The 26,404-nt window shown below is 66.0% G+C and carries 23 protein-coding genes; 18 read left to right on the top strand and 5 right to left on the bottom strand.

Features of this window, described 5'->3' with window-relative positions; genetic code table 11:
* The first annotated feature begins 7 nt into the window (after positions 1-7).
* Entirely contained in the window at positions 8-922 is a 915-nt protein-coding gene (locus ACYVRU_RS00735) for an ABC transporter ATP-binding protein (RefSeq protein ID WP_452039251.1), read from the top strand.
* A 46-nt stretch (positions 923-968) separates the two neighbouring features.
* Here the strand turns inward: ACYVRU_RS00735 and ACYVRU_RS00730 are convergent, their stop codons facing one another.
* Positions 969-1,394, bottom strand: coding sequence for a type II toxin-antitoxin system PemK/MazF family toxin (locus tag ACYVRU_RS00730; RefSeq protein WP_452039252.1), 426 nt, complete (start codon positions 1,392-1,394; stop codon positions 969-971).
* Positions 1,381-1,671 (bottom strand): type II toxin-antitoxin system RelB/DinJ family antitoxin, encoded by a 291-nt coding sequence (locus tag ACYVRU_RS00725; protein WP_452039253.1) that lies wholly within the window; start codon positions 1,669-1,671, stop codon positions 1,381-1,383. Before ACYVRU_RS00725 ends, ACYVRU_RS00730 begins: the two co-directional genes overlap by 14 nt.
* Before the next feature lie 421 nt (positions 1,672-2,092).
* On the opposite strand from ACYVRU_RS00725, the gene ACYVRU_RS00720 reads away from it, so the two are divergent.
* The 16 genes from ACYVRU_RS00720 to holA all read left to right on the top strand — a co-directional run bounded on the left by ACYVRU_RS00720 (position 2,093) and on the right by holA (position 21,496).
* Positions 2,093-3,253, top strand: coding sequence for a DUF6273 domain-containing protein (locus tag ACYVRU_RS00720; RefSeq protein ID WP_452039254.1), 1,161 nt, complete (start codon positions 2,093-2,095; stop codon positions 3,251-3,253).
* A gap of 114 nt (positions 3,254-3,367) precedes the next feature.
* On the top strand, positions 3,368-3,550 hold the full coding sequence (locus ACYVRU_RS00715) for a hypothetical protein (protein WP_452039255.1): 183 nt from the start codon (positions 3,368-3,370) through the stop codon (positions 3,548-3,550).
* 2 nt (positions 3,551-3,552) lie between these two features.
* The gene (locus tag ACYVRU_RS00710; protein WP_452039256.1) at positions 3,553-5,184 is read left to right on the top strand and encodes a zinc ribbon domain-containing protein; all 1,632 of its coding nucleotides are present in this window, start codon (positions 3,553-3,555) and stop codon (positions 5,182-5,184) included.
* Between the two features lie 99 nt (positions 5,185-5,283).
* Positions 5,284-7,071: an AAA family ATPase gene (locus tag ACYVRU_RS00705; protein ID WP_461185597.1), complete on the top strand. Its 1,788-nt coding sequence runs from the start codon at positions 5,284-5,286 to the stop codon at positions 7,069-7,071.
* Between the two features lie 318 nt (positions 7,072-7,389).
* Positions 7,390-8,742, top strand: coding sequence for a glutamine-hydrolyzing carbamoyl-phosphate synthase small subunit (gene carA / locus ACYVRU_RS00700; protein ID WP_461185596.1), 1,353 nt, complete (start codon positions 7,390-7,392; stop codon positions 8,740-8,742).
* Positions 8,743-11,958: a carbamoyl-phosphate synthase large subunit gene (gene carB, locus ACYVRU_RS00695; RefSeq protein ID WP_461185595.1), complete on the top strand. Its 3,216-nt coding sequence runs from the start codon at positions 8,743-8,745 to the stop codon at positions 11,956-11,958.
* Between the two features lie 158 nt (positions 11,959-12,116).
* Positions 12,117-12,911 carry a dihydroorotate dehydrogenase electron transfer subunit gene (locus ACYVRU_RS00690; protein ID WP_461185594.1) on the top strand — a complete coding sequence of 265 codons (795 nt, stop codon included), beginning with the start codon at positions 12,117-12,119 and terminating at the stop codon, positions 12,909-12,911.
* On the top strand, positions 12,911-13,843 hold the full coding sequence (locus tag ACYVRU_RS00685; RefSeq protein WP_461185593.1) for a dihydroorotate dehydrogenase: 933 nt from the start codon (positions 12,911-12,913) through the stop codon (positions 13,841-13,843). Before ACYVRU_RS00690 ends, ACYVRU_RS00685 begins: the two co-directional genes overlap by 1 nt.
* Complete coding sequence (gene pyrF, locus ACYVRU_RS00680; protein ID WP_157011650.1) at positions 13,837-14,565, top strand: orotidine-5'-phosphate decarboxylase; 729 nt, start codon at positions 13,837-13,839, stop codon at positions 14,563-14,565. The genes ACYVRU_RS00685 and pyrF overlap by 7 nt, the downstream gene beginning before the upstream one ends.
* 149 nt (positions 14,566-14,714) lie before the next feature.
* Entirely contained in the window at positions 14,715-15,026 is a 312-nt protein-coding gene (mihF, locus tag ACYVRU_RS00675) for an integration host factor, actinobacterial type (RefSeq protein ID WP_114539035.1), read from the top strand.
* Between the two features lie 24 nt (positions 15,027-15,050).
* Positions 15,051-15,617 (top strand): guanylate kinase, encoded by a 567-nt coding sequence (gene gmk / locus ACYVRU_RS00670; RefSeq protein WP_461185592.1) that lies wholly within the window; start codon positions 15,051-15,053, stop codon positions 15,615-15,617.
* A gap of 15 nt (positions 15,618-15,632) precedes the next feature.
* The gene (locus ACYVRU_RS00665) at positions 15,633-15,893 is read left to right on the top strand and encodes a DNA-directed RNA polymerase subunit omega (RefSeq protein ID WP_022739952.1); all 261 of its coding nucleotides are present in this window, start codon (positions 15,633-15,635) and stop codon (positions 15,891-15,893) included.
* The gene (gene thiI, locus ACYVRU_RS00660; protein ID WP_114539036.1) at positions 15,894-17,108 is read left to right on the top strand and encodes a tRNA uracil 4-sulfurtransferase ThiI; all 1,215 of its coding nucleotides are present in this window, start codon (positions 15,894-15,896) and stop codon (positions 17,106-17,108) included.
* Positions 17,109-17,361: 253 nt separating this feature from the next.
* Positions 17,362-18,144 (top strand): helix-hairpin-helix domain-containing protein, encoded by a 783-nt coding sequence (locus tag ACYVRU_RS00655; RefSeq protein ID WP_417177968.1) that lies wholly within the window; start codon positions 17,362-17,364, stop codon positions 18,142-18,144.
* Complete coding sequence (locus ACYVRU_RS00650; RefSeq protein ID WP_461185591.1) at positions 18,141-20,501, top strand: DNA internalization-related competence protein ComEC/Rec2; 2,361 nt, start codon at positions 18,141-18,143, stop codon at positions 20,499-20,501. Before ACYVRU_RS00655 ends, ACYVRU_RS00650 begins: the two co-directional genes overlap by 4 nt.
* 26 nt (positions 20,502-20,527) lie before the next feature.
* Positions 20,528-21,496 (top strand): DNA polymerase III subunit delta, encoded by a 969-nt coding sequence (gene holA / locus ACYVRU_RS00645; protein ID WP_461185590.1) that lies wholly within the window; start codon positions 20,528-20,530, stop codon positions 21,494-21,496.
* On the opposite strand, the gene ACYVRU_RS00640 is transcribed toward holA, so the two are convergent.
* Positions 21,493-22,620, bottom strand: coding sequence for an MBL fold metallo-hydrolase (locus ACYVRU_RS00640; RefSeq protein ID WP_417177971.1), 1,128 nt, complete (start codon positions 22,618-22,620; stop codon positions 21,493-21,495). The two genes, holA and ACYVRU_RS00640, sit on opposite strands and share 4 nt — an antisense overlap.
* A gap of 178 nt (positions 22,621-22,798) precedes the next feature.
* On the bottom strand, positions 22,799-23,323 hold the full coding sequence (gene rpsT / locus ACYVRU_RS00635) for a 30S ribosomal protein S20 (protein WP_022739946.1): 525 nt from the start codon (positions 23,321-23,323) through the stop codon (positions 22,799-22,801).
* Positions 23,324-23,712: 389 nt separating this feature from the next.
* Between rpsT and lepA the strand changes: the two genes are divergently transcribed.
* Positions 23,713-25,518 (top strand): translation elongation factor 4, encoded by a 1,806-nt coding sequence (gene lepA, locus ACYVRU_RS00630; protein ID WP_173112944.1) that lies wholly within the window; start codon positions 23,713-23,715, stop codon positions 25,516-25,518.
* A gap of 156 nt (positions 25,519-25,674) precedes the next feature.
* Here lepA and ACYVRU_RS00625 read toward each other — a convergent pair whose 3' ends face one another.
* Positions 25,675-26,322 carry a flavodoxin family protein gene (locus tag ACYVRU_RS00625; RefSeq protein WP_302404519.1) on the bottom strand — a complete coding sequence of 216 codons (648 nt, stop codon included), beginning with the start codon at positions 26,320-26,322 and terminating at the stop codon, positions 25,675-25,677.
* Positions 26,323-26,404: the final 82 nt, after the last annotated feature.

Raw genomic sequence — 26,404 nt, 5'->3', positions numbered from 1 at the left:
GATGCTTGTGAAGAAGCCGAACGCAGCGGATTTCCTCGATTCCTTCCGCGAAGGCGCTCCTGAAGCGCCCGAAGTCGTCGATGAGCCTCTGTTCTGCGAGACCTGCGACCGCACCTGCGAGAAATTCGCCGACGCGGCCCTGCGCGGCGAGGCCGTGTCGGTGGGCTACGGCGACCGCGTCATCATAGAGCCCATGGACGTGGCCGTGCCCGCAGGCGAGATCACCTCCATCATCGGGCCGAACGGCTGCGGGAAGTCCACGCTTTTGAAGGCGCTCTCGCGCACTATGCCCCTGCGCGGCGGCGCGGTGTACCTGGACGGACGCGCCATCGCCGAGATGCCCACGGCCGAGGTGGCCCGTAAGATGGCGCTGCTACCCCAGTCGCCCCAGGCACCGGCAGGGCTCACTGTGGGCGAGCTGGTGGCGCTGGGCCGCTATCCGCACCAGAAGGGCTTCGGGCGCCTGACCGACGACGATCGGAGCATCATCGACTGGGCCCTTTCCATCACGCACTTGGACGGCCTGGCCGAGCGCCCCATCGACGCGCTTTCCGGCGGCCAGCGCCAGCGGGCCTGGATCGCCATGGCGCTCGCCCAGGACACGGGCCTCATCCTTCTGGACGAGCCCACCACCTACCTGGACATGGCCCACCAACTGGAGGTGCTGGAGCTTCTGCAGACGCTCAACCGCGACCAGGGCAAGACCATCGCGCTCGTCATCCACGAGCTGAACCTGGCCGCCCGCTTCTCCGACTGGATGATCGCCCTGAAATCCGGCGCCATCCGCGGCGCGGGCACGCCGGCCGAGGTGATGACCCCGGCCCTCCTGCGCGAGGTCTTCGGCCTGGACGCCCTCATCGCCCCCGACCCCTGGACTGCACGCCCCAGCCTCGTGAGCTACCGCCTGGCAGGGGAGGAATAAACCGTTGGATGCTCTGGAGCTTCGGGCGAACTTTCCGGCGTGCTCTCTATGCGTGTCCTAGGCGAACGCGAGAACCTTCTTCTCCTCGGCGCATTGCACCAGGTAGAGGTTTATCAGGTTCTGGTAAGGGATGCTGATTGACCGAACCCAGCGCAGCACAAACAAGCTCGTAGGTCGAAAGGGACAGTTGCCCGAGCGGTTTGTCCCTCAAAAGCTTGTCGCGTCGTACCTCCACAAGGGGCTCGATTTGCACCCAGGAGGGCCGACGAAGTCCGCAGGATTCCCAGTCGGAGATCTCGACGAAAGAGGACGGCTCATAGTTTGCTGACGCCGTTATCTTCGCGGTAATGACGCTCGCCTTCCCAGAGGCGTCCAAGATGACAACGGGCCGCACCTTGCCCACGCCCTCGTGGTCGGCGAACCCAACGTAAGCGAGCCAGATGTCGCGCGGTGCGGGATCACACGAGGTCATCGTAGAGCCCCTCGTCCTCGGGGGCGTCCATCCAGGCTGGAAGGACGGTGATGCCTGTGGCGGGATTCGGCCGCAGCGTCTCCCGGCCGCTCAGGGCGGGGGAGGGCTCAGGGCGCAGATCGAAGGGGAGGCCGCCCACCTCGACGGACTTGCGCATGAAGAGGTTGAAGGCCTCGCTCAGGGAGAGGCCCCATCGGTCGTAGACGCGCCGGGTCTGTCGCTTCAGCTCTTCGCTCGTGCGGAACTTTATCTCGGCGTCCTTCGTTGCAGTTGGCATGATGCACCTCCTTGTTGTAGCCCCAATGTTACCACAAGAGGGCATGCGTCTGAAATGGGGGGGCAGCAGGCGGTGCTCTGCTGTGGACATAGGCTTGTCGCGCATTCCGTTAGCGAAAAATTCCTGATGGCGTCGCCAAGCTGTGCTAAACTTGCCGACATGCTGTTAACGAAGCGCACATATACGTGCCTGGGGGGTCTCACCGCTAAGTCGGCCCGAACCTTCGCGCGCTAGCGTAGCATTCCCGCGGGACGCGTTCCCGCAGCAACCGAGTAGATACAACCGAATAGAGAGCTTCGAGGCCCAAGGGTTCTTGGGTTCTTTTGCGCTTTGGAGCGGGAAGGGGCCATGAGCGGGCTTTCCACGACTTTATCGATCTGATGGACTGAAGCAGATATCCGAGAAAGGAAGGTAGGCACGTATGTTCTGTCCTAAGTGCGGAAGTGAGATCGCGGAGGGGACGGCCTTCTGCGGGAAGTGCGGGGCGCCAGTGGGCGCCCAGGCGGCTGGGGCGGCCCAGGCAGGGAGCGCGCAGGGCGCGGCAGGCGCTGCCGTCGGCGGGACGCCGGCACTCAAGAAGAACGGTGCGAAGATAGGGGCCGTCGCGGCTGCTGTCGTGGTTCTGGTGGTGCTCGTCGCCGGGTTCGCGACGAACTGGTTCGGGCTCGCAGGCGTGCAGCCCAAGGAGGCGGTGGAGGTTCCCGCCGCGAGCCAGGGCGCGAACGCGGCCGACGGCCAGAGCGCCGATGCTAACGAGAGCGCGGGCGACGCCCAGGGTGGCTCCCAGGATGCGGCCGGCGCGGCGGTGAAGTCGGCGGTGGAGGCCTACACGTGGGACGAGCTTTCCCGGATCTCGGCCGAGATCGGCGCGGCCGGCGACGAGGCGGCGGCCATCGAGGTGGCGAAGAAATACAACCTGTGCACGCCCGAGGGCAAGCTGGACGGCACCCAGGTGAAGTCGGTGGCGCTGGCCGACGGCACCCAGACCACCGTGCAGATCGTCGGGTTCGCCCACGACGACAAGACCGCGGGCGGCAAGGCCGGCATCACGTTCATCTTCGGCGACTGCGTGGGCGAGGCGCCCATGAACGGAGAGTCCACCAACGCCGGCGGTTGGGAGGCCTCGCAGATGCGCGCCTATCTGAACGGCGACTGGCGAGTTCAGCTGCCCGAAGACCTCAACGCGGTCATTGTTCCAGTGGACAAGCTCACCAACAACGTCGGCGAGACCCAGGAGGCGTCCTCGGTGACGACGACCTCCGACTCGCTGTGGCTGCTCTCCTTCGCGGAACTGGCCGGCCCCATTCCTGCAGCCGAGCTGGGGGGAGGCGGCTACGAGTGGGCCGCCGACATCTTCAACGCCGAGGGTACCCGCTACAAGCTCTTCAACGACACGGACGTGATTTGGAACGATGCCAACTCCGTCCTCGTGAAGAACTTCCAAGGATCGCCGTACAACTGGTGGGAGCGTTCCCCGAGTCCGGACGACTCGGGCTACTTCTGGTACGTGGGCTCCGGCGGCCCGTACAACGGCGGCGGCGCCGGCTACTCATACGGCGTGGTCCCCGGCTTCTGTATATAAACCATCCAACCATCTAGACCCCCATGCCCATGTGGTATGGGTAAAGCACCTGATGAGCAATCTGCCTTCTTCAAACCGGGGCCTTCGATGGCGATGCAAAAGGAAAGGACTCTCATGGGATTTCTGGACAATGTGACCTCGGCGGTGAACCGGGGGACCGCGGCCGCGGGGCGCGGCGCCGACAAGATCAAGCTGAACGCCCGCATCGGCGAGCTAAACAAGCAGCGCCAGGGGCTGGCCGCCCAGCTGGGGACGAGCCTGTACGAGGCCGCGGCGAACGAGAAGGACGGGGAGTAGCCATGTTCTGCACCAATTGCGGCAACCAGATGCCGGACGGTTCCAAGTTCTGCACAAAGTGCGGCGCTCCGATGGGCGCCCTGGCGCCGGAGGTTCCGGCAGAGGGTGCGTCCGCGGGCGGCGCGGACGCCGGGGACGCTCCCGCCCATGGCGGCGCGACCCAGGGAGCGGCTGTTGCTGCCGGCCCTTCGCCGGCCCCTTCCAAGAAGAAGCGCACTGGTCTTGTCGTCGGCATAGCCGCGGCGGTCGTGGTGGCGGTGGGCATCGCGGTGGCGAACCCGTTCGCCGCGCCCGCCCCGGAGCCGGAGCTCGGGTCCGTGCAGGCGTCAGACCCGCAGCCTGCGCCTGAACCCGCGCCCGAGCCCGAGTCGGATCCCACGGCCGATCCCGCGGCCGAGCCGGCGCTCGCCATTCCGAACCGCTACTTCGTTTCGGGCACCAACTTCCATCCAAGCGGCACTTACGACGTGTGCCTCACCGATCTCGAGGGCAACGAGGTCGTCTTCGAGAACCCCGACATGAGGCCCATGGGCGGCTTCTCGGAGGGCAAGGTGCTCGTCACGTGGGAGACGAGCGAGTACGACGAGGAATGGGACACCGAGTTCGATGAAATGACCCACTACGGCCTGGTGGACGCTACGGGCGCCATGGTCGTCGACCTTACCGATCTCGTCCACGGCTACGGATACACTTTCCAGGGCAATCTGCAGGATGCATCGGTGACCAACTCGCCCACTTACGCCGACGGACGACTCGTTCTCTTCATCGAGTGGAGCGGCGGCAGCTACGGAGCCGTCGTCGTCCTGGACGAGCAGGGGAAGGTCGTGTTCACCGTCGGCGACGCAGAGGCCTTCCGGTTCGCCGACGAGGGCGCGGCCGGCCGGGAGTTCACCTGCAACCTTACCATGATGAATGCCCCCGACTGCTATCGCGACGGCGTCCTTGCATTGCAGGGCATCGACGGAGCCATGTTCCTCGATGTTGACGGCAACGTCCTCTACCAGGCCGAGGGCTACCCGACTTCGATCGGCGGCGGCTGCGTCATTCCCGACGATTCTGGTACCGTGGTGACGGACTACGCGAGCAACGTGCTGTTGGACATCGCCTCGTTCAATGTGGAGGGCGACATCGACGGCGCGGCTTTCACGGGCGACCAGGTTTCGTCGGGCGGCGTGGTGTGCGTGCGCGCCGAGAAGGTGAACCCCCACGGGGGCGCCAACAAGAATCTCGTGGGGCTGTACAGCGTTTCCACTAAGAAGTGGATCGTTCCTTTGGCCGAGGGTTCGCTGAGCTTCACTGCCGCCGACGGCCTCGTCTACGTCACCGCGGACTCGAAGGAGCGTCTGATCGAGGGCTACGGCGCCGAGGGTGACGGATCGTCCGATGCGTACAGCTGTCTGATGGACTTGCAAGGCGCCATCGTCGCTGACGCCGCTACGCTGGCCGCCTCGGGGGCTGACCTTTCCGCAGATTTCGACGGGCGTTACCTGCAGGATGGGTACTGGCTTCTCGGGGAAAGGGAAGGGGGCCTTGTGGCCTACGCCGAGAATGGTAAGGTCGCGGGCATCGCGCCGGCTCCGGAGCACGGCGTCGATGTAACGCTCTATCCGGATACCGAGCCTTGCTACACTTGATGGTTCTGCGGCATCGACGCACAATTCCCCGCGAAGGGCCGCACGCAGCGGCCCTTCGTTTATAATCGGGGAAACGCTACGAAGGAGAAAGGCCGCACCATGACGGGCACCTACGAGAACGGCATCTATCGCGAGGGCGACGTGCGCCTGTCCGACCTGTCCGGCCGTCGGCGTCTGCCCATCGGGCGCGACGGGTTCGCCACAGCAGTGCAGGAGTCGGTGGTCATCGACAAGTCTCTGCTCATCGCCGACGTTCTCAACAGTTCTGCCGCCGTCACGCTGTTCTGCCGCCCGCGCCGTTTCGGCAAGTCGCTGAACATGACCATGCTCAAGTCGTTCTTCGAGATTCCCCCGGCGAGCGACCCGAACGCCGAGGACGCCGCCTATCTCTTCGAGGGCCTTTCCATTTGGGACGCCGACGACGGTCGCTATCGCGAGCATCAGGGCGCTTATCCCGTTATCTACATCAGCTTCAATCCGGTGAAGAAACAGTGCTGGGAAGATGCTTGGGGCGCCCTGAACCAGCTGATCGTATGGGAATACATCCGTCACGGATACTTGTCCGACAGCGCCGAGCTGAACGAACAAGAGCGCGCCTATTTCGATCGTGTTGCGGGATGGGAGGCGGCGGACGGAGACATCGAGTCGTCCCTCATCAACCTCACTCGTCTGCTTTTCAAGCACCATGGGCGTCGCCCCGTCGTCCTCATTGACGAGTACGACGCGCCGGTCATGGCGGCTCGGGACAACGGGTACTACGACGAGATGGTCTCGTTTCTCAAAGGATGGCTTACGGCGGCCTTGAAGGACGGAGGGCAGGCCCTGGCCTTCGCGTGCCTCACGGGCGTGCAGCGCATCTCGAAAGAGTCCATTTTCTCTGATTTGAACAACTTGGTGGTGAACACCTCCCTCAACGCCAAGTACGACGAGCGCTACGGCTTCACGGAAGACGAGGTGCGCGCGCTCGCTAACTACCTGGGCCAGTCCGCTCACTTCCCCGAGATGCGCCAATGGTACGACGGCTACCGCTTCGGCTCGGTGGATGTGTACAACCCTTGGAGCGTGCTCAACTACTTCGACAACGATTGCGAGTGCGCGCCCTATTGGGGCAACACGTCTTCGAACGCGCCCATCGCCGCTATGGTGCGCGGGGGAGACGCGCGTCTGATGCGGAAGGTGTACGAGCTGCTTAAGGCGGGCGGGTCGGTGGAGGCCGCCCTCGATTTGTCGGTGGTGTTCGGCGATTTGGATGCCCGCCCCGAGGCCCTTTGGTCGCTTTTGTACCTTGCCGGCTATCTGACCACCGACGATACGGAGCAGCCCAATTCGAAGGACGTCGTGCGGCGGCTGCGCATTCCCAATTTGGAGATCGCGTCGTTGTACCGTAGCGAGATTATCGACCGTTTCGCGCAGATCGCCGGCGGTCGCGACTGCCTCATCGACCTTCACCGCGCGCTTGTCGACGGGGACGCCGGCCTGCTCGCCGAGGAGCTGGAGGACGTGCTGCTGAACTCGGCGAGCTTCTATGACCTTACGAGCGAAAACAGCTACCACATGCTTTTGGTGGGCCTTCTGTTCGGGGTACCCGGTTACGGGAACCCGGCCTCGAATCGCGAGGCGGGGCGCGGGCGCTTCGACATCCGGCTGGCTCCCGAGCGGGCGGGGCTACCGGCGGTCACCCTGGAGCTGAAGTTCGAGCACGGGGCCGACGCGTCCCACCTTCAGGTGCTGGCCACCGAGGCTCTGGCCCAGATAGAGGCGCGGGCCTACGACGCGGACACGGCCAGGGGCGGCGCGGGCGCTCCGTCTACGGCGGGCAGCCTGCGCTACGGCATCGCCTTCTCCGGAAAATCTCTGGCTGTGGTCGTCGACCGCAGGCCTTCATAGGCCACGACGTTTCGGAGCCCTCGCGGTGCCATTCGGCTGTCGTCTTCGGCCGCTTATTTTTGTGCAGATGCATACCTAGCAAGGTGCCTTATGCTCAAAAACGACCTTTAACGGACGGTACCGAGAGACCGGCAAGGTGCGATGAGCGAACTTCATCTTGTGTGCTTGTAAGCGCTCCCGTCCAAGGCGGGAGCGCTTTTTTTGCGGGCGCTGCCGAGGGGCGGACCGTGCTTTCGCGAGAGTGCGGAGACGCAGGGACGGCAAGGAGCCGGGAGCACGTGAGACGAAAATGAGCGAGTCGCGGAAAGGACGGATGCTTTGAGCAAGATTGCGGAGAAGATGCGGGCGGCCACGTCGAAACCGGCGGCCGTGCCGGCGCTGCTCGTGCTGGAGGACGGCGCGGTGTTCGCCGGTACCTCCTGCGGCGCGCCCGGCGAGGCGTTCGGGGAGATCTGCTTCAACACCTCTCTGGAGGGCTATCTGGAAATCGTCACCGACCCCTCCTACGCGGGGCAGATCGTGGCGCTGACCTACCCGCAGGTGGGCAACTACGGAGTGAACGCCGACGACGCCCAGGCGGAGAGGCCGGCCCTGCGGGCGCTCGTGGTGCGCGACCTGTGCCCCACGCCCTCCAGCTGGCGCAGCGAGGAGAGCCTGGGCGACTACCTCGCGCGCGAGGGCGTCGTGGCCATCGAGGGCATCGACACCCGTGCGCTCGTGCGCCACATCCGCGACCATGGCGCCCAGCGGGCCGTCGTTTCCACCACGGACGCGGATGTCGCCTCGCTGCTCGAGAAGGTGCGCCGAAGCCCGTCGCTAGTAGGCGTGAACCTGGCCGCCGACGTGTCCTGCGACGGCGCCTACTCCTACACCGCCGCGAACCTGCCCGCTTCCCATGGCTTCGCCCTGGCCGCCCCGGCCGAGCCCCGCTTCAAGGTGGTCGTCTACCACTGCGGCGTGAAGCGCTCCATCTTGGACGGGCTGGTGGCCTCGGGCTGCGAGCTCACCGTCGTGCCCTGGGACACTCCGGCCGAAGAGGTGCTGGCGATGAGCCCCGACGGCGTCTTCCTCTCCAACGGCCCGGGCGACCCGGAGGCAGTCACGGAGACCTACCGCCAGGCCGAGAAGCTGCTGGGTCGCGTGCCGCTGTTCGGCATCTGCCTGGGGCACCAGATGATGGCCAAGGCCGCCGGCGCGGAAATCGACAAGCTGAAGTTCGGGCACCACGGCGGTAACCACCCGGTGCAGAACCTGCTGACCGGCCGCGTGGAAGTGACGGCCCAGAACCACGGCTTCTGCCCCCGCTTCCAGAGCCTCGGCGCGCTCGTGCCAGAGCTTTCCGGCGGCGCGACCGAGCACGTTGAAGACTTGCGCGAGTGGGGCCGGCGCGGCATTGCCCCCGTTGTGGCCAACGAGCGCTTCGGATGCATCCGGCTCACCCATGTGAACCTGGACGACGGCACCGCCGAGGGCTTCGCTTTCCTTGACGTGCCCGCCTTCAGCGTGCAGTACCACCCGGAGGCGGCGCCCGGCCCCACCGACGCCCACTACCTGTTCACCGCTTTCGCGCGCCTCATGGAGGGACGCGAGGACTACCTGGATATCGACATCGCAACCGACCGCCTGTCCGGTTGGAAGTTCGGAGCTGACACGGAAGGGGAGGTGGCGTAAATGCCCAAGCGCGAGGACATCAAGAGCATTCTCGTTATCGGAAGCGGCCCCATCGTCATCGGCCAGGCCTGCGAGTTCGACTACTCCGGCGCCCAGGCCTGCAAGGTGTTGCGCGAGGAGGGCTACCGGGTCATTCTCGTGAACTCGAACCCGGCCACCATCATGACCGACCCGGAGCTGGCCGACGCCACCTATGTGGAGCCCATCACGCAGGCCTTCGTGGAAAAGGTCATCGCGAAGGAGCGGCCCGATGCGTGCCTGCCCACCCTCGGCGGCCAGACGGGCCTGAACACGGCCGTGGAACTGGCCAAATCTGGCGTGCTCGAACGCTATGGCGTGGAGCTCATCGGCTGCGATGTGGACGTCATCGAGCGCGGCGAGGACCGCAAACTCTTCAATGAGTGCATGGCCGACCTCGGCATCGAGGTCTCGCGGGCCGGCTACGCCTACTCCGTGGAAGACGCGCTCGCCATCGCCGAGGAGCTCGGGTACCCCGTGGTGCTGCGCCCGTCGTTCACCATGGGCGGCGCCGGCGGCGGCATCGCGCGCGATGCGGACGAGCTCGTGCGCATCGTCTCCCAGGGCCTGGAGCTCTCGCCGGCCAGCGAGGTGCTGGTGGAGGAGTCCATCGAGGGCTGGAAGGAATACGAGATGGAGGTCATGCGCGACGCGGCCGGCAACGGCATCATCGTGTGCTCCATCGAGAATTTGGACCCCATGGGCGTGCACACCGGCGACTCCATCACCGTGGCCCCGGCCCAGACCTTGACCGACCTGGAATACCAGCGCATGCGCGCCGCGTCGCTCGCAGTACTCGAGTGCGTGGGCGTTGCCACGGGCGGCTCCAACGTGCAGTTCGCCGTGCACCCTGAGACGGGCCGCATGGTAATCATCGAGATGAATCCCCGCGTGTCGCGCTCCTCGGCCCTGGCCAGCAAGGCCACGGGATTTCCCATCGCGAAGGCGGCGGCGCGCCTGGCCGTGGGCTACACCTTGGACGAGATCGTGAACGACATGACCGGCACCACGCCGGCCTGCTTCGAGCCGACCATCGACTACTGCGTCGTGAAGGCCCCGCGCTTCGCCTTCGAGAAGTTCCAAGGCGCCGACGACACGCTCACGACCCGTATGAAGGCCGTGGGCGAGGTCATGGCCGTCGGCCGCACTTTCGAGGAGTCCCTCGGCAAGGCCCTGCGTTCCCTGGAGACGGGCCGCGCCGGCTTCGGGGCCGACGGGAAGGGGGAGGAGACGGCGTTGACCGACGAGGAACTCTTCGCCGCGCTCTCGCGCCCCACGGCCGAGCGCATCTTCTTGGCGGCCGAGGCCCTGCGCCGCGGCATGAGCGCGGAAGAGCTGCACGAGCGCACGGCTATCGACATGTTCTTCTGCAATCGCATGGCCGACATGGTCGCCGTGCAGGAGGCCCTGCACGGGTGCGCCCTGGAGGATATGGACGCCGAGGCCTTCCAAATAGCGAAGCGCTACGGGCTCTCCGACGCCGAGATCGCCGTGCTCTCCGGCTCCGACGAGCGCACGGTGCGCGCCTGCCGCAAGATTCTTGGCGTGCGCCCGGCCTTCAAGACCGTGGACACCTGCGCGGCGGAGTTCCCCACGAAGACCGCCTACCATTCCAAGACCTACGACGCTGACGAGTCGGAGGTGGCGGAGAAGACGCGTCCGCGGGCGCTCATCCTGGGCGCCGGCCCCAACCGCATCGGCCAGGGCATTGAGTTCGACTACTGCTGCGTGCACGCCAGCTACGCGCTGGCCGACGCCGGGTACGAGACCATCATGGTGAACTGCAACCCCGAGACGGTCTCCACCGACTACGACACCTCCGACATGCTGTTCTTCGAGCCGCTCACCTACGAGGACGTCATGGATGTGGTGGACGCGACCGACCCCGATGGCGTGGTGGTCACCCTCGGTGGACAGACGCCGCTGAAGCTGGCCCGCGCTTTGGAAGAGGCCGGAGTGCCCATCATGGGCACGAGCCCGGATGCCATCGATCTGGCCGAGGATCGCGACCGGTTCGCCGCGCTGCTCGACTCGCTCGACATCGCCTACCCACGCTCGGCCATGACCTCGGGGCTGGAAGAGGCCCGCTCTGCTGCCCGCGAGATCGGCTATCCCTTGCTCGTGCGCCCCAGCTACGTGCTCGGCGGCCGGGGCATGGGCATCGTCTACGACGACGCGGGGCTCGCGCGCTATGTGGCCGAGGCGACCGCCGTTTCCCCGGACCACCCCGTGTATCTGGACAAGTTCCTGGAAGGCGCCGTGGAATGCGACCTGGACGCCCTGTGCGACGGCGAGGACGTGTACATCGGCGGCATCCTGGAGCACATCGAGATGGCCGGCATCCACTCGGGCGACTCGGCCTGCTGCCTGCCGCCCTTCTCGCTGTCGGCGAAGGTGCAGGACGAGATGGCGAGCGTCGCCCGCAAGATCGCCCTGGCCCTGGGCGTGCGCGGTCTGGTGAACATCCAGTTCGCCGTGAAGGACGGGGTCGTCTACGTCATCGAGGCCAACCCGCGGGCGAGCCGCACGGTGCCCTTCATCTCGAAGGCCACGGGCGTGCCCTTAGCGAAGCTCGCCAGCCGCATCATGGCGGGGGAGAAGCTGGCCGCGCTGAAGCTTCCCGAGCATTTCGCGAAGCCGGGCCGCTACTTCGTGAAGGAGGCTGTCATGCCCTTCGGCCGCTTCCCGGGGGCCGATGCGCTCTTGGGGCCGGAAATGCGCTCCACCGGCGAGGTAATGGGCATCGCGGAAAGTTTCCCGGCGGCCTATATGAAGACCCAGATGGCCATCGACTACGCCGAGCCTGAGGGCGGCATGGCCTTCATCTCCGTGAACGACCAGGACAAGCGCGCCGTGGCCTTCATCGCCCGGGAACTTGTGCGCCTCGGCTTCTCGCTTCTAGCTACCGAGGGCACCGCGGCCGTGCTGCGCGCCTCAGGCGTGCCCTGCGAGGTGACCGGCAAGATCCACGAGGGGAAAAGCTCGGTGGTGGACGCCATTGCCGCCGGGGAGATCTCGCTCATGATCAACACCCCGCTCGGCGTGGCCACCCGCGACGACGGCTACGAGCTGCGCCGCGCCGCCGTGCGCCACGGCATCACCTACGCCACCACCCTGGCCGCCGCCCAAGCCCTCATAGCCGGCATGCAAGCCGCCCGTGCCGGCGAGCTGGATGTGGCGCCTTTGCAAGAGCTGTAGTTCTAAGCTTATCGGAGGAGTAGCAAAGCAAGAGGCTGTTCCTCCATGCAAATCTCCAAGGATTTCTGCTCGTTGCGACGTATCGAATTCGATAATCGATTTACCATGCGTTAGAATATCACCAAATGCACTTTTCCGCCGACGCGACAGGAGAGCCTATGACGCTTTGCAACGAGAACGCGCCCATTCTGGTGAACGAAGAGATGGGGTGCAACATCTGGCTCATGACCGTGCGCGCGCCGGAAATCGCGGCGACGGCGCGGCCGGGGCAGTTCGTGCACGTGAAGGTGCCGGGCATGGAGGCCCACATCCTGCGGCGCCCTTTCGGCGTGTACGCGGCCGATGCGGAGGCGGGCACGGTGGACATGATGTACCAGGTGCTCGGCTTCGGCACTGAACACATGACAGAGCTCGCGATCGGCGACACGGTGGAGATGATCGGCCCCATCGGTCGCGGCTGGCAGCCGCCCGAGGGCTGCAAGCGCGCGCTCATTGTGGCCGGCGGCGTGGGAAGCGCGCCGTTGTATCCCTTGGTCGAGGAGCTGACAGCGGCGGGCGTTGCCACCGACGCCATCCTCGGCGCCTCCACCATCGACGCGCTGGTGGCCCGCGAGCGCTACGGGGCCGTGCTCGGGTGCGAGCCGGCCTGTTCCACCGATGACGGCACCTACGGCCGCGCCGGCTTCTGTACGCCGCTCGTGGAAGAGGCCCTGGCGGCCGCCGCGGCGGAAGGCGCCCCCTACGACTACGTGGCCTGCTGCGGGCCGGAGCCCCTCATGAAGATCGTGGCCGGCATGGCCGAGGCCGCCGGCGTGTTCTGCGAGGTGTCTATGGAGAGGCGCATGGCCTGCGGCGTGGGGGCGTGCCTGTCCTGCGTGGTCGATACGGTGGACGGCAAGCGCCGCGCCTGCGTGGACGGCCCGGTGTTTCCTGCGAGCGAGGTGGTGTGGTAATGCAGCGCAAACCAAAAGAGACGAGCGTCAACCTGTCCGTGAACCTCGGCGGCATGGCCATGAAGAACCCGGTCACCGTGGCCTCGGGCACCTTCGGCGCCGGCATGGAGTACCACGACTTCGTGGATGTGGCGGCCCTCGGCGCCGTCACCACCAAGGGCGTGTCCTTGAACGGTTGGGAGGGCAACGCGAGCCCCCGTATTGCCGAGACGGCTTCGGGCATGTTGAACTCCATCGGCCTCCAGAACCCCGGCGTCGCGCACTTGAAGGACATCGAGCTGCCATGGCTCGCTGAGATCGGCGCCACGGCCATGGTGAACGTCTCCGGCCACAGCTTCGACGAGTACGTGGCCGTCATCGAGGCCTTGGAGGAGGCCCCCGTGGCCGCCTACGAGGTGAACATCTCGTGCCCCAACGTGGACGCCGGCGGCATGACCATGGGCTGCCATGTGCCCAGCGTTGAGAAGGTGGTGTCACTGTGCCGCGCCGCCACGAAGCGCCCGCTCATCGTGAAGCTCACGCCGAACGTCACCGATATCACCGAGATCGCGAGGGCCGCCGAGGCCGCTGGAGCCGACGGCATCTCGCTCATCAACACGCTGCTCGGCATGGCCGTGGACGCCCGCACCCGCCGCCCGAAGCTGGCGCGCGTGGTGGGCGGCTATTCGGGGCCGGCCGTGAAGCCCGTGGCCCTGCGCATGGTGTGGCAGGTGGCTCAGGCCGTTTCCGTGCCGGTGCTCGGCATGGGCGGCATCGCGACCGGTGAGGACGCCGTGGAGTTCATGCTGGCCGGCGCCACCGCCGTGGCCGTGGGCACGGCGAACTTTGTCAATCCCACCGCCACCGTGGATGTCATCGACGGCATCATCGACTACTGCGAATCCCAGGGCGTCAAAGACGTCAACGAGCTGATAGGAGCCCTGCAATGCTAACCGCCTTCGATTCCGTTCCCGCTCGCGACCGCGTCATCGTGGCGCTCGACTGCGACGCCTGGGAGGCCATAGCCCTGGCCGACAAGCTGGAGGGCCACGCGAAGTGGCTCAAGATCGGCATGACGCTGTACTACGCGGAGGGCCCGGCCATCGTGAAGATGTTCAAGCGCCGCGGCTTCAACGTGTTCCTCGACCTGAAGTTCCACGACATCCCGCATCAGGTACAGGGCGCGGCGCGCTCGGCAGCGGCCAGCGGGGCCGATATGCTCACCATGCACACCGTGGGCGGCACCGCCATGATGGAAGCGGGTCAGCGCGGCGCCGAGGAGGGCGCGGCGGAGTACGGCGGGGACGTGCCGGCGACCCTCGGCATCACGGTGCTCACCTCCATGAGCCCCGAGGCTCTTGCGGCCACGGGCGTCGCCCGGCCCCTGCCCGAGCAGGTGGCGGCCCTCGCGGCCCAGGCCAAGGAGGCGGGCATCTCCGGCGTGGTGGCCTCGCCCCAGGAGGCGGCTGCCTTGCGCGAGATCTTGGGGCCCGACGCCTTCATCGTCACTCCCGGCGTGCGCCCGGCCGGCGCCGCCCTGGGAGACCAGAGCCGCGTGGCAACGCCCGCCCAGGCCTTCGCGAACGGTGCCTCCCACATCGTGGTGGGCCGGCCCATCACCGAGGCGCCCGATCCCGTGGCGGCCTTCGAGGCCATCGCCGCGGAACTGGAGTAGCTCCAAAGCGTTTTATCCCTGAATAAGGCCCGTGTATAGCCGATAATTAGGAAAAAATGCCGCATTTATTGATTCCGAGTAAATTAGGTGTTGATTCCTCATCAATGCGTGGTACTATGCCCTCAGCCCGAACTGGAAGGAGAACAGAAATGGCAATTCCCCAACTCAGCCCCGAGGCCCGCGCTGAAGCGCTTGAAAAGGCAAAGGCCGCACGCATCAAGCGGGCGGAGGTACGAGAAGAGCTGAAGACGGGCAAGCTCACCGTCGCTCAGGTTCTCGATATGCGCGACGACCCTGTCGTGGGCCGTATGAAGATTTCCACGCTCATCGAGACGCTGCCAGGCTACGGCAAGGCCAAGGCCGAGCGCATCATGAGGGAGCTGCAGATCGCCGAGAGCCGCCGCATTCGCGGTATCGGCGAGCGTCAGCGCGAGGCTCTGCTTGCGCGCCTGTCCAAGTAGAACGTCAACGTCACAAAGGAATTCATGAGACACGGAAACCTCTTCGTCGTAAGCGGTCCGTCCGGGACCGGCAAGGGAACGCTCATCGCGCGTCTTCTCGAGGAAGTGCCCGACGCTTGGTTGTCCGTCTCCGCCACCACAAGGCGCCCTCGTCCCGGTGAGGAGGAGGGCGTCAGCTATTACTTCCTCACGAAGGAGGAGTTCTTGAGCCTGGCGGAGGAGGGCGGCTTTCTGGAATGGGCCGAGTACTCCGGCAACTGCTACGGCACTCCGCGCGCCTCGGTGGAGCGCGAGATGGCGGCGGGACGCCAGGTCGTTCTCGAGATCGAGGTTCAAGGAGCGCTCCAGGTGCGCGAGAAGATGCCCGAGGCGCACCTCGTGTTCATCGAGCCTCCCTCGCTCGAGGAGCTGGAGCGGCGCCTGCGCGGGCGCGGCACCGAGACCGATGACGTGGTGGATATGCGCATGCGCACCGCTCTGGTGGAACTTTCCCAGAAAATGGAGTATGATTATCGGCTTGTGAACGACGATTTGGACGAGGCCACTCGCCAGCTCGTCGCTTACGTCAACGAAATCGCCGAGCAACAGTAAGAGGATATCCGCCCTATGAGCATTATCGAACCGAAGATCGACGTCCTGCTTGACCGCACCGACAACGACCGTTTCCTTCTGTGCGCGCTGGCTTCCAAGCGCGCCCACGACATCAACGACATGATGCGCGGCCAGCGCGATCGCGCCATCCAGCTGCAGACGGCCGTGGAAATCGCCCGCGCCGCCGACACGAAGCCTTTGTCCATGGCCTTCAACGAGATCGCCCGTGGCGAGGTTTCGTACGATCCTGAGTCGATCGACGTGAAAAACCACTAAATGGAAGAGTTCCAGAGAATCATTCTCGTGCACTATCACGAGATCGGGCTCAAGGGACGCAACCGCGGAGTATTCGAGAAGCGCCTTCAGAAGAACCTGGAGGCGCTTCTTGGCGCGTATCCCGTTGTCACCATCCACCGCATCTCCGGCCGCCTGCTCGTTTTTTTGCGGGAGGGAACCACGCTTGAGGTGGCCAACCAGTGCACCGATGCCATTCTGGGCGTGCCCGGCGTGGCCCGCGCATCCTGCGGCTTCAAATGCGACCTGGACATCGAGGTCATGGGGCGCGCTGCCTGCATCGCCCTGGCCGAGGCGGAGCCCTTCTCCTCCTTCAAGGTGTCCGCGCGGCGCAACCACACGGTGTTCCCCATCGACTCCATGCAGATGAACCGAGACATCGGGGAGGTGCTCTGCGAGCGGTTCCCCGAGAAGCGGGTGCAGATGAAGGGCCAGGACGTCACCGTGGGCGTCGAGGCAGTGGAGGGCACCGCCTACGTGTACGCGCGATCCGTCCGCGGGATCGGCGGCCTACCCGTGGGATCCTCGGGGAAGGTGGTGTGCCTTCTGTCCTCGGGCATCGACTCGCCTGTGGCCACCTGGCGCATGGCCCGCCGCGGCGCCGTGCCCATCGGCGTCCATTTCTCGGGACGCCCCCAGACTTCCGATGCCTCGGAGTACCTGGTGGACGACATCGCGCACGTGCTCGAGCGCACCGGCTGCATCGGGCGCGTCTACGTGGTGCCCTTCGGCGACTACCAGCGCGAGATATCCCTCTCCTGTCCGCCGTCTCTGCGGGTCATCCTGTACCGGCGCCTCATGTTCCGCGTGGCCGAGGAGCTGGCGCGGCGGGAAGGGGCTGGCGCGCTGGTGACCGGGGAGAGCCTAGGGCAGGTGGCCTCGCAGACCTTGGACAACATCCGCGCCACGAACGACGCGGTGGAACTGCCGGTGCTGCGGCCGCTCATCGGCTCGGACAAGCTGGAGATCATCGAGGCGGCCCAGGAGCTGGGCACCTTCGAGATCTCGTCCATGGACGCTCCGGACTGCTGCACGCTGTTCATGCCGCGCAATCCCGAGACCCACGCGAAACTGGAGGCGGTGCGCGAGGCCGAGGCGGCTTTTCCGGTTGACGAGTGGGTGCGCGCCCTCGCCGATGCGGCCGAGCCCCACGACTACGCCTGCCCGGCCTACAAGCCGCCAAAGAAGCGCGAGTAGAGCCGTTCCCGTAAGCTCTTCAGCTGCAAATCCTTCGTAGGGGGCGACCTTGGTCGCCCCTTTTTGTCATGCGCGCCTTTCCCCCTTGCAGGGGCAGACCTCGGTCTGCCCCTGCGGATGGCGCCGAGGAGCGCGGAGGGGACGGAAGTGGGACGTGATGGGGGTCGGCGCGGGGAACGAATCGGGACATTCCCGCGTCATTTTTACGGTCGTGCGCGCGTATCCTCTTCCCAACTCGGGAGAAGGAGGAGCCATGGCCTTTCAAGACAGCGCGGAATCGCTCGCGGAGAAACTGCACCTGAGCCGCGTCCCCCGGCCCGTCTTCGCCGCCATCGCCCTTGTCCTGGCGCTCGTGGTCGCGCTCGCCGTTTTCGCCTTCGCGACGTCGCCCGGCAGTGGCTTCGAGGTGACGGCGGCGAGCGACGAGACGGCGGCGCAGTCGGCGGAAGATGCTGGAGAGGAGGAGGCGAGAGCCGATGGGGCGGGCGGCGGCAGCGTCACCTCGCCGGCGCCGCCGGCCGCGGACGGGGAGGACGTGGTGCTCCCTGCGGGAGGCGATGCTACGGCGAGGCGCGTCTGCATCCATGTGGACGGCTGCGTGGCGGCGCCGGGCGTCTACTATTTGGAGGCGGGCAGTCGCGTCATAGACGCCGTGACGGCGGCAGGAGGAGCCACCGACGAGGCGCGGACCGACGCGGTGAACCTGGCCCAGGAGGTGCAGGACGGTCAGCAGATCGTCATCCCGTCGCGCGTCGACGATCAGGCGGCATCCTCGGGCGCGGCCGATCGGACGGCATCCTCCAGCTCGCAGGCTTCCGGCGGCCTGTCTCCTTCGGGAGACGACGGCCTCGTCAACATCAATACGGCCACGGCGGAGGAGCTTGAGACCCTGAAGGGCGTCGGGGCGGCAACGGCGGAGAAGATCATCGCTGATCGCGAGGCGAACGGGCCGTTTAAGTCCATCGACGATTTGACGCGGGTGTCCGGGATCGGCGAGAAGAAGCTTTCGGCCATGCGAGATCGGCTGTGCCTGTGAGGGGCGAGACCGACAGCCGGCCGCCGCGCCCCTCCCTGCCGCCTTTGCTCGTGGCGGGGCTCGTTCTGTGGGCGACGACGGCGCTGCTCTGGCCGCCCTTGCGCCTTGTTCCTGCTCAAATTCTCCCTGTCGCGGGAACGACCGCCCTCGGCCTTGCGACACTGCTCGCCCCTCGCATCTTGCGAGGGGTCCGAGCCGGCGGTGTCCCGCTCGGGGTTCTGGCAGCGCTCGCCGTGCTGGCCTCCGTGGTTCTCTGCGCTTTCTGGGGCGGTGCCCTTCGCGGCTCCATGGCGCTCGCGGATGCCGAAGGGCGCAGTTTGGATTCGGCGGCCTGGCGCGTCGAGCTCACCGAGGATGCCCGTCGGGGGGACTTCGGCTGGCACGCCGAGGCTCGGCTCTCCTGCGAGGATGGTCGTACGCTGCGGGCGCGGCTCAACTTGCCCGAGAATGCGGCGCTGCTCCAAGGACAATCCCTGACGGTAGCCGGAGCGCTTCGTCCGCCCTCGGAGACTGCGGCGGAATACTATTGGGGCGCTGGGCTGGCGGCCTCTCTCACCGTGAGCGGAAGCGATTTCCCCTCAGAGGAGAGATCGCTTGACAGCACCCCTTTCGTCTCCCTGAGGCAACGCGCCTTGGATCTCATCGACGCGCACGGGGGAGGCAACGCACCGCTTCTTCAGGCTCTTGTGTGCGGTTGGCGGCCGGCCATCGAGGAATCGGGGCTCTACGATTGCTTCAAGGCCGTGGGGCTGGCCCATCTCGTGGCGGTATCGGGGGCGCACCTCTCCATCGTGTCCCTGTTCGTAGCGGGAGGACTGAGGCTGCTGAGATGCGGACGCCGGGCAACTGCGCTGACGAGCGCCCTGTTCCTCATTGGCTATGTCGCCTTCACCGGGATGCCCGTCTCAGCGCTGCGGGCCGCGATCATGGCTGCGACGGGGTTGTTCTCCCTCTGGACCGATCGCCGCAATTCAGCCCTGAGCGCGCTGGGACTGTGCCTTTTGCTCTTCGTCGGGATCGACCCGTCTGCCGCACTCTCGGTCTCCTTGGCCCTATCGGCCGGATCTACCTTGGGGATCGTCCTGTTCGCCCCGCTGCTGTCCTCGGCCTTCGCAGGGCATCCGCGTTTGAAGAGGGTCGTGGGCGACCCCATCGCTCTCACCGGCGCCTCAGCCTTGGCGACCCAGCCCTATGCGGCGGCGCTCTTCTCCCAGCTGCCGCTGCTGTCGCCGCTGGCCAATCTGGTCGCAAGTCCTCTGTTCGCCCTGGCATGCCTTGTCGGATTCGTCGCCGTGCTCGCCGCCTGCCTCGTTCCCGTCGCCGCGCCGTGGCTCATCGGCGTTGCCAGCACAGCCTGCGCGCCGCTGTCCCTCGTCGTGGATGCCCTCGCGTCGCTTTCGGGCACGTGCCTTCCCATCGACGCCGTCCCTTTGGCGGCCGCAGCACTCTCCTGCGGGCTCTGCCTCGCACTGTGGGCCTGGTGGCCGCGAGTGAGCATCAGGGGCCTGACGGCGGCGGTAACCGGCGCCGCCCTAATCCTCGGTCTGCTTCGTTTTCCCTTCGGCATGGCCCCCGACGCCATCGTCATGCTCGATGTGGGCCAAGGCGATGCCTTTATCGTGCGCAGCGGCGAAAACGTGCTGCTCATAGACACGGGCAACCAGGATGCCCTGTTGAAGGCCGCCTTGGCCCGCCAGCGGGTGGGGCGCCTCGACGCCGTGGCCGTCACCCACAGCGACGACGACCACTGCGGCTCGCTCCCGGTGCTCGGGGATGTGGCGCCGGCTGCGGCGCTCTTGGTGCCCGAGGGCCTTCCCGCTTGCGGTTGCCGGGCTTGCGCCGAGCTGATGGAGGCAGCGGAAGCGGAGGGACTGGCCGACGACCTCGTCGAGCTCTCCTTGGGTGACACGGTGCGCTGTGGCCGGTTCTCGCTGACGGTGCTGTGGCCGGAACGTTTGGCCGACGACGGAGGCAACGCAGACAGTCTCTGCCTGCTGTGCTCTTGGGACGCCGATGGCGACGGCGCGGCGGAGTGGACGGCCCTGTTCACGGGCGATGCCGAGGCCGAGCAGCTGGGTCAGCTGTCCGACAGGCTGCCAGCCGGCGGTGTGGACGTGCTGAAAGTGGGGCACCACGGCTCGAAAAAGAGCCTCGATGCTTCTTTGGCCGAGCGGCTCTCGCCCGCTGTGGCGCTCATCGGCGTCGGGGAGCACAACCGCTACGGGCATCCGTCCCGGGAGGTGCTCGACCTGCTGGACGCGTCGGGATGCGCCACCTACTGCAGCGACGAGGCGGGGGATGTGGTCGTGGCGTTTTCCGAAGATACGCTCACGGTTTCCGCGCAAAGGCAGGGGTAGTGCGGGCGATGGGGTACAATGGGGTTATGAGCGACAGCCAACATACCGATCTCCTTCCCGCCTATTTGGCCGTGGGAGAGGACGCCCTCAAGCGCGAGGCGGTCATCGCCCGTCTCAAGGCGCGCCTGGGCACGATGGGCGATATGGCCTTCAACTCCGACGAGTTCGACGGGGAGTCGGCCGAGGGCGCCGCCATCGCCGCGGCATGCAACACCATGCCCTTCGCCAGCCCCGTGCGTCTCGTCTACGTGCGCAACGTCGACAAGCTGAAGAAGGTCGACGCCGAGGAGCTCGTCAGTTACCTGGGCACCCCCAGCGCCACCACGGTGCTCGCCTGCGAGGCGGAGAAGCTCGCCAAGAACACGCGCCTCTACAAGGCGCTCGCCGCCGTAGGTCCCAAGGCCGTCATCGACTGCGCCCCGCCCAAAAGCTGGGAGCTGCCCAAGCGCGTTCGCGCCATGGCCTGCACCCACGGCATCACGCTTTCCGAGGGCGCCGCCTCGGCTTTGGTGGAGCTCGTGGGTGAGAACACCGTGCACCTCGACAACGAGCTGAAGAAGATCGCCCTGGCCCACGGCACCGGCGAGGGGGTGGGGGAGCGCGAGGTGCGCGCGCTGGTAGCCCGCACTTCCGAGGTGAAGCCGTGGGATTTCACAGCCGCCTTCGCCGAGCGAAACCTCGGAAAGTGTCTCGCCCTCAGATCCAAGATGGAGAGCACCTCGCCCCATGTGCTCATAGCTCTGTGCACCACGCGGCTGCGCGAGCTCATGGCGGCCCAGTCCATGGCCCGTCGCGGCAACCCGCGCGGTCTCGCCAAGGCCCTCGGCGCGCCCGACTGGCGCGTGAAGAACCACGGCGCGTGGGCGCGCCAATGGCGTCCCGAGGAGCTGCGCCGAGCGCTCGCCTCTTCTCGCGACGCCGAGCAGGCCATGAAGAGCGGCAGCGATCCCGACGAGGTCTTCTACCGCTGGCTCGTGGAAACCCTCAAGCGCTAGCTAGCCGCCCCCGGCGCCAAGGCCAGGTTCTTGCGGTCGTAGGGCATGCGGAAGTAGTACTCATGCCCGCAGATTCCCTGCAGGATGCGGCCCTCGCGCACAAGGTAGATGAGATGCGCCAGCGTCTCGCCCATGGAGAAGTACTTCTGATCGAGCGGCCAGCTCTTCCAATCGGGGTAGCGCCACGTGGCATGCTGGGAAATCTGAACGATGTCGTCGTGACCGTCGGCCACCAGCTCGTAGATCTCCTCCAAGCGCTTGCGGTGGTGCTCGATGAGGAAGTCGACCCGCTCGCCCATGCCGGTGAAGGGCTTGCCGTGGGCCGGCAGCACCAGATCGACATCGTAGCCCCTCACTTTCTCAAGGCTATCCAGGAACTCCGCCAATGCGTTGTAGGCAGAAAACCACGACGATACCGACGGCGTGATGCGCTCCAGAACATGATCGCCGGACAGGAGGATCTTGTGGGCGGCCTCGTAGAGGCAGATGTGCCAGGGATCGTGGCCCGGCGTCTCGATCACTTCGAACTCGAACTCGCCGAGACTCAGGCGGTCGCCATCGGCCAGATACGTCATGGTCGGGTAGGTGGAAAGCGGCAGAAGCTCCGCCGACACGTGCAAACGCGGCCCCTCCTCGCCGAAGGTCATGTCTTGCTGCTGCTCGGAAGTGGCCGCTTGAAGGAGCAGCGGACCATAGACGTTGCCCTCCATCTCCATGAGGTTCTTCACCTCTTGGAAGGAGTGCAGGTTCGCGAGCACCGGCATGCCCTCGCGCCAAATGCGGTCGAGGTTGCCCGTGTGGTCGGGATGCGAATGGGTGAGCACCACCTGCACCTTGTCCCAGGAGCGCCCGAGGGCGGCCAGGGCATCGCTTAGGGCCTGCTCGCAATCCGGATGGTTGAAGCCCACGTCCACGATGGTGGTGGTGCCGTCGTCGTCCAAAATGAAATAGGAGTTGAGGGCGTGCAGCGGGTTGTGGGGAAGGGGCACGCGCACCAGGTAGAGGTTGGGGTAGATGAGCACCGGTTTGCCGAAGTCAGCGTCGCGGGCCGTCTCCGCCGCCAGCACCGCGCCCTCGTCGGGCGTGATGCGCCCCCGCTCGCGGGCTCCGACCGTCTCTGCCATGTTGGCTCCTTCCGCGCTGGGCCCTCATCGGGCGGTTTCGTGTCTCGTTTTCTATTGTAAATAAAGGGTTCGTTCCTGCAACGGAAAACCGCCGTCTTGTAGGCAGGTTGATCCCATGAAAAAGCGCCGCCCCAAACGGGACGGCGCTTCGGATCGCGAAGTCTGCGGGTCGTGCAGGCTACTCGGCGGCCTCCTCGGCCGAAGCCTCCTCAGCCTCGGCGGCAGCAGCCTCAGCCTCGGCCTTGGCGGCCTCCTCGGCCTCCTTGGCCTTGCGCTCGGCGGCCTTCTTCTCCTCCTTCAGCTGCTTCTCGCGGCGCTTCGCCTTCTCCTCGGAAGCGGCGGCCATGGCGGCCTTGCGGGCGGCCTTGGCCTCGGCCTTCTTGGAGCCGGTCTTCTGCGGCTTCGGCGCCGGCTTCTCGTAAGCGGCGATATCCTCGGCGGTCACCACGGTGTTGGCCAGGCGCATGATGCCGCTCTTGCGGTTGGCGGCCTGGTTCTTGTGGATGACGCCCTTGGAGGCGGCCTTGTCCATCAGACGGCAGGCCTCGCAGGCGAAGGCGTAGGCGTCCTTGCCGTTGCCCTCGGCCACGGCGTCCTTGACGTGACGGACGGCGGTCTTCAGCTCGCTCTTGACGGCGCGGTTGCGCATACGACGCTTCTCGTTGGTGATGATGCGCTTCTTCTGGGACTTGATGTTAGCCATGAATGCTAGCCCTTTCTGGTTCGGTCGTTTCCCATCTTCGGTGGTATCCAACGACACGAACGCGCGGCGGTATACCCCGCTGCGGGCCATCGTGCGAATCGGAAAGCGGCGGGATTTCTCCGCTTCCTCAGCCCCGAGACCGAATGCCTCGGAAAGCCGCCAGCAACCGTAATCTTAAAGCGCAGCCACGTCTGCAGATTTGGCGGTGGAATCACCGCGTGCACGTATCGCTGGATACACAATGCGGTAGAATACCAAAGATTCCCGTGAGCGCGGCGAAGAAAGTGGTCTTGCGGCCCCGAATCTTCGCGAGACGCACACATTGGGAGGGGAGAGGGGCCTCGCGGGCCCGCTCGCCCGGTAAGACCGCCGCCGATAAGAAAGACATTATGACCCACGAGCTTTCCCATATCCGCAACTTCTCGATCATCGCGCACATCGACCACGGCAAGTCCACGCTCTCCGACCGCATCCTGGAGCTCACGGGTACGGTGGCCAAGCGCGACATGCAGGCCCAGCTACTCGACTCCATGGATATCGAGCGCGAGCGCGGCATCACCATCAAGAGCCAGGCCGTGCGCGTCAGCTACACCGCCGACGACGGCGAGACCTACCAGTTGAACCTCATCGACACGCCGGGCCACGTGGACTTCACCTACGAGGTCTCCCGCAGCTTGGCCGCCTGCGACGGAGCCGTGCTCGTGGTGGACGCCACCCAAGGCGTGGAAGCGCAGACGGTGGCCAATGCGATGCTCGCCATGAACGCCGATTTGGAGATCATCCCGCTCATCAACAAGATCGACCTGCCGGCCGCGGAGCCCGAGCGCGTGAAGGCCGAGATCGAGGACGGCCTGGCCATTCCCGCCGACGACGCGGTGCTCGCCTCGGGCAAGACCGGCGAGGGCGTCCACGATCTTCTGGAAGCCGTGGTCTACAATATCCCGGCTCCGGAGGGCGATGGGGCGGCCCCCTTGCGCGCGCTCATCTTCGACAGCTACTTCGACGCCTACCGCGGCGTGGTAGCCCTCATCCGCGTGGTCGACGGGCACATCAAGAAGGGCGACAAGATCCGCATGATGGCCACGGGCACGGAAACGCTCGTGGAAGAGGTTGGCGCGCGGCACCCCCAGGAGGTGCCCGAGGAGGCGCTTTATGTGGGCGAGGTGGGCTACCTCGTCACGGGCCTCAAGGACGTGAGCCAGGTGAAGGTGGGCGACACCATCACCGTGGCCGACGGCGGCGTGAACGAGCCGCTTCCCGGCTACCGTGAGGCGAAGCCCATGGTGTTCACAGGTCTCTTTCCCATCGACGGCGACCAGTACGAGCCTTTGAAGGAGGCGCTGGAGAAGCTGTCGCTGAACGACCCGGCGCTCGTGTGGGAGCCCGAGACCTCCCACGCCCTCGGCTTCGGCTTCCGCGTGGGCTTTCTGGGCCTTCTGCACATGGAGGTTATCAAGGAGCGGTTGGAGCGCGAGTTCGGGCTGGACCTTCTGGCCACGGCGCCCTCGGTGGAGTACCACGTGTACCTCAAGGGCGGCGAGATGGTGTCGCTCCACTCGCCCCAGGAGATGCCCGACCCCGGCTCCATCGATCACGTGGAAGAGCCCTATCTGAAGGCGAAGATCCTCATCCCGCCCGACTACGTGGGCGCTGTGATGGATCTGGCCGTGGGCCGCCGCGGCAACTTCGTCACCATGAACTACCTCTCCCAGACCACCGTCGAGATGCTCTGGGAGATCCCGCTGTCCGAGCTCATCCTGGACTTCTTCGACAAGCTGAAGTCGAACACGAAGGGCTACGCGTCCCTCGACTACGAGATGGACGGCTACAAGCCCTCGCAGCTCGTGAAGTTGGACATCCTGCTGTCGGGCAAGCCCATCGACGCCCTGTCGTTCATCGTGCACAAGGACAAGGCCTACGACCGCGGGCGCGTGCTCTGCGACAAGCTGAAGGAGATCATCCCGCGCCAGATGTTCGAAGTGCCCATCCAGGCGGCCATCGGAGGTAGGGTGCTCGCGCGCCAGACCGTGAAGGCCAAGCGCAAGGACGTGCTCGCCAAGTGCTACGGCGGCGACATCACCCGCAAGCGCAAGCTTCTGGAGAAGCAGAAGGCCGGCAAGAAGCGCATGAAGGCCATCGGCAACGTGGAAGTGCCCCAGGAGGCCTTCATGGCCATTTTGAAGGTGGACGAATAGGAGCTGCCTCTCTGCCGGGATATTCTCCGTAGGGGCTGGCCTTGGTCAGCCCTCCTCAGGTACGAACATCCCACTTGATGAGGGGGCGACCAAGGTCGCCCCCTACAGAACAAACAACCAAGGTCGCCCCCTACGGGTCGTGCGCGGCGCGCGAGGCTATTCTCCTAGCAGATCCTCGCGCACCACGTTGGTCATCACCTTGGGCTCCATCTCCGGCGCATTAATGCCCGCGGCGCGGCCGGCCTCGATGCACTTGAGCATCCAGGCCATGTTACGGCCCAGCACGCGCATGGTGTGCAAGCCCTCGCCGTCGCCTTCCGCCTCGCCGGGGGTGCGTCCGTAGGCGAGGTTCCAGTAGGAGCTGGAGACGAGGGGCTGGCAGTTGATCTGGAAGTACTTGTTGATCTGGTCGGCCGCCTCGATGGCCCCGGCCCGGCGCGCCACGGCGACGCCGGCGGCCGGCTTGAAGCGGAAGTTCGCCCCGCCGGCGTAGAACATCCGATCCATGAGCGCCCGCAGCGACCCGGCCATACCGGCGTAGTACACCGGCGACCCCACGATGAAGCCATCGCACTCGGCGGCCTTGGCGATGAGCTCGTTGCAGCAGTCCTCGGCGAACACGCAGCGCTTCTCGCCGGTCTTGCCGCAAATGCCGCAGGCGATGCACCCGCGGATCTCCTTGTTGCCGATCCAGACAAGCTCGGTCTCCACACCCTCGGCCTCAAGGGCTGCGGCCGCTTCCTCCAGCGCTCGGTTCGTGTTGCCCTTCCAGCGCGGGCTCCCGTTGATGAGCAGTACCTTCACGATCGTCTCCTCTTCTTGTGATCTCGACGCGTCCTCGGCGCGCATCCATTAAACTATGCTCATTCTACACCGTTAAACGCAG

Source organism: Adlercreutzia sp. CNCM I-6216 (genome assembly GCF_977113345.1).
The sequence above is the reverse complement of the archived record's forward strand: the minus strand, read 5'-3'. Positions and strand labels throughout refer to the sequence as shown.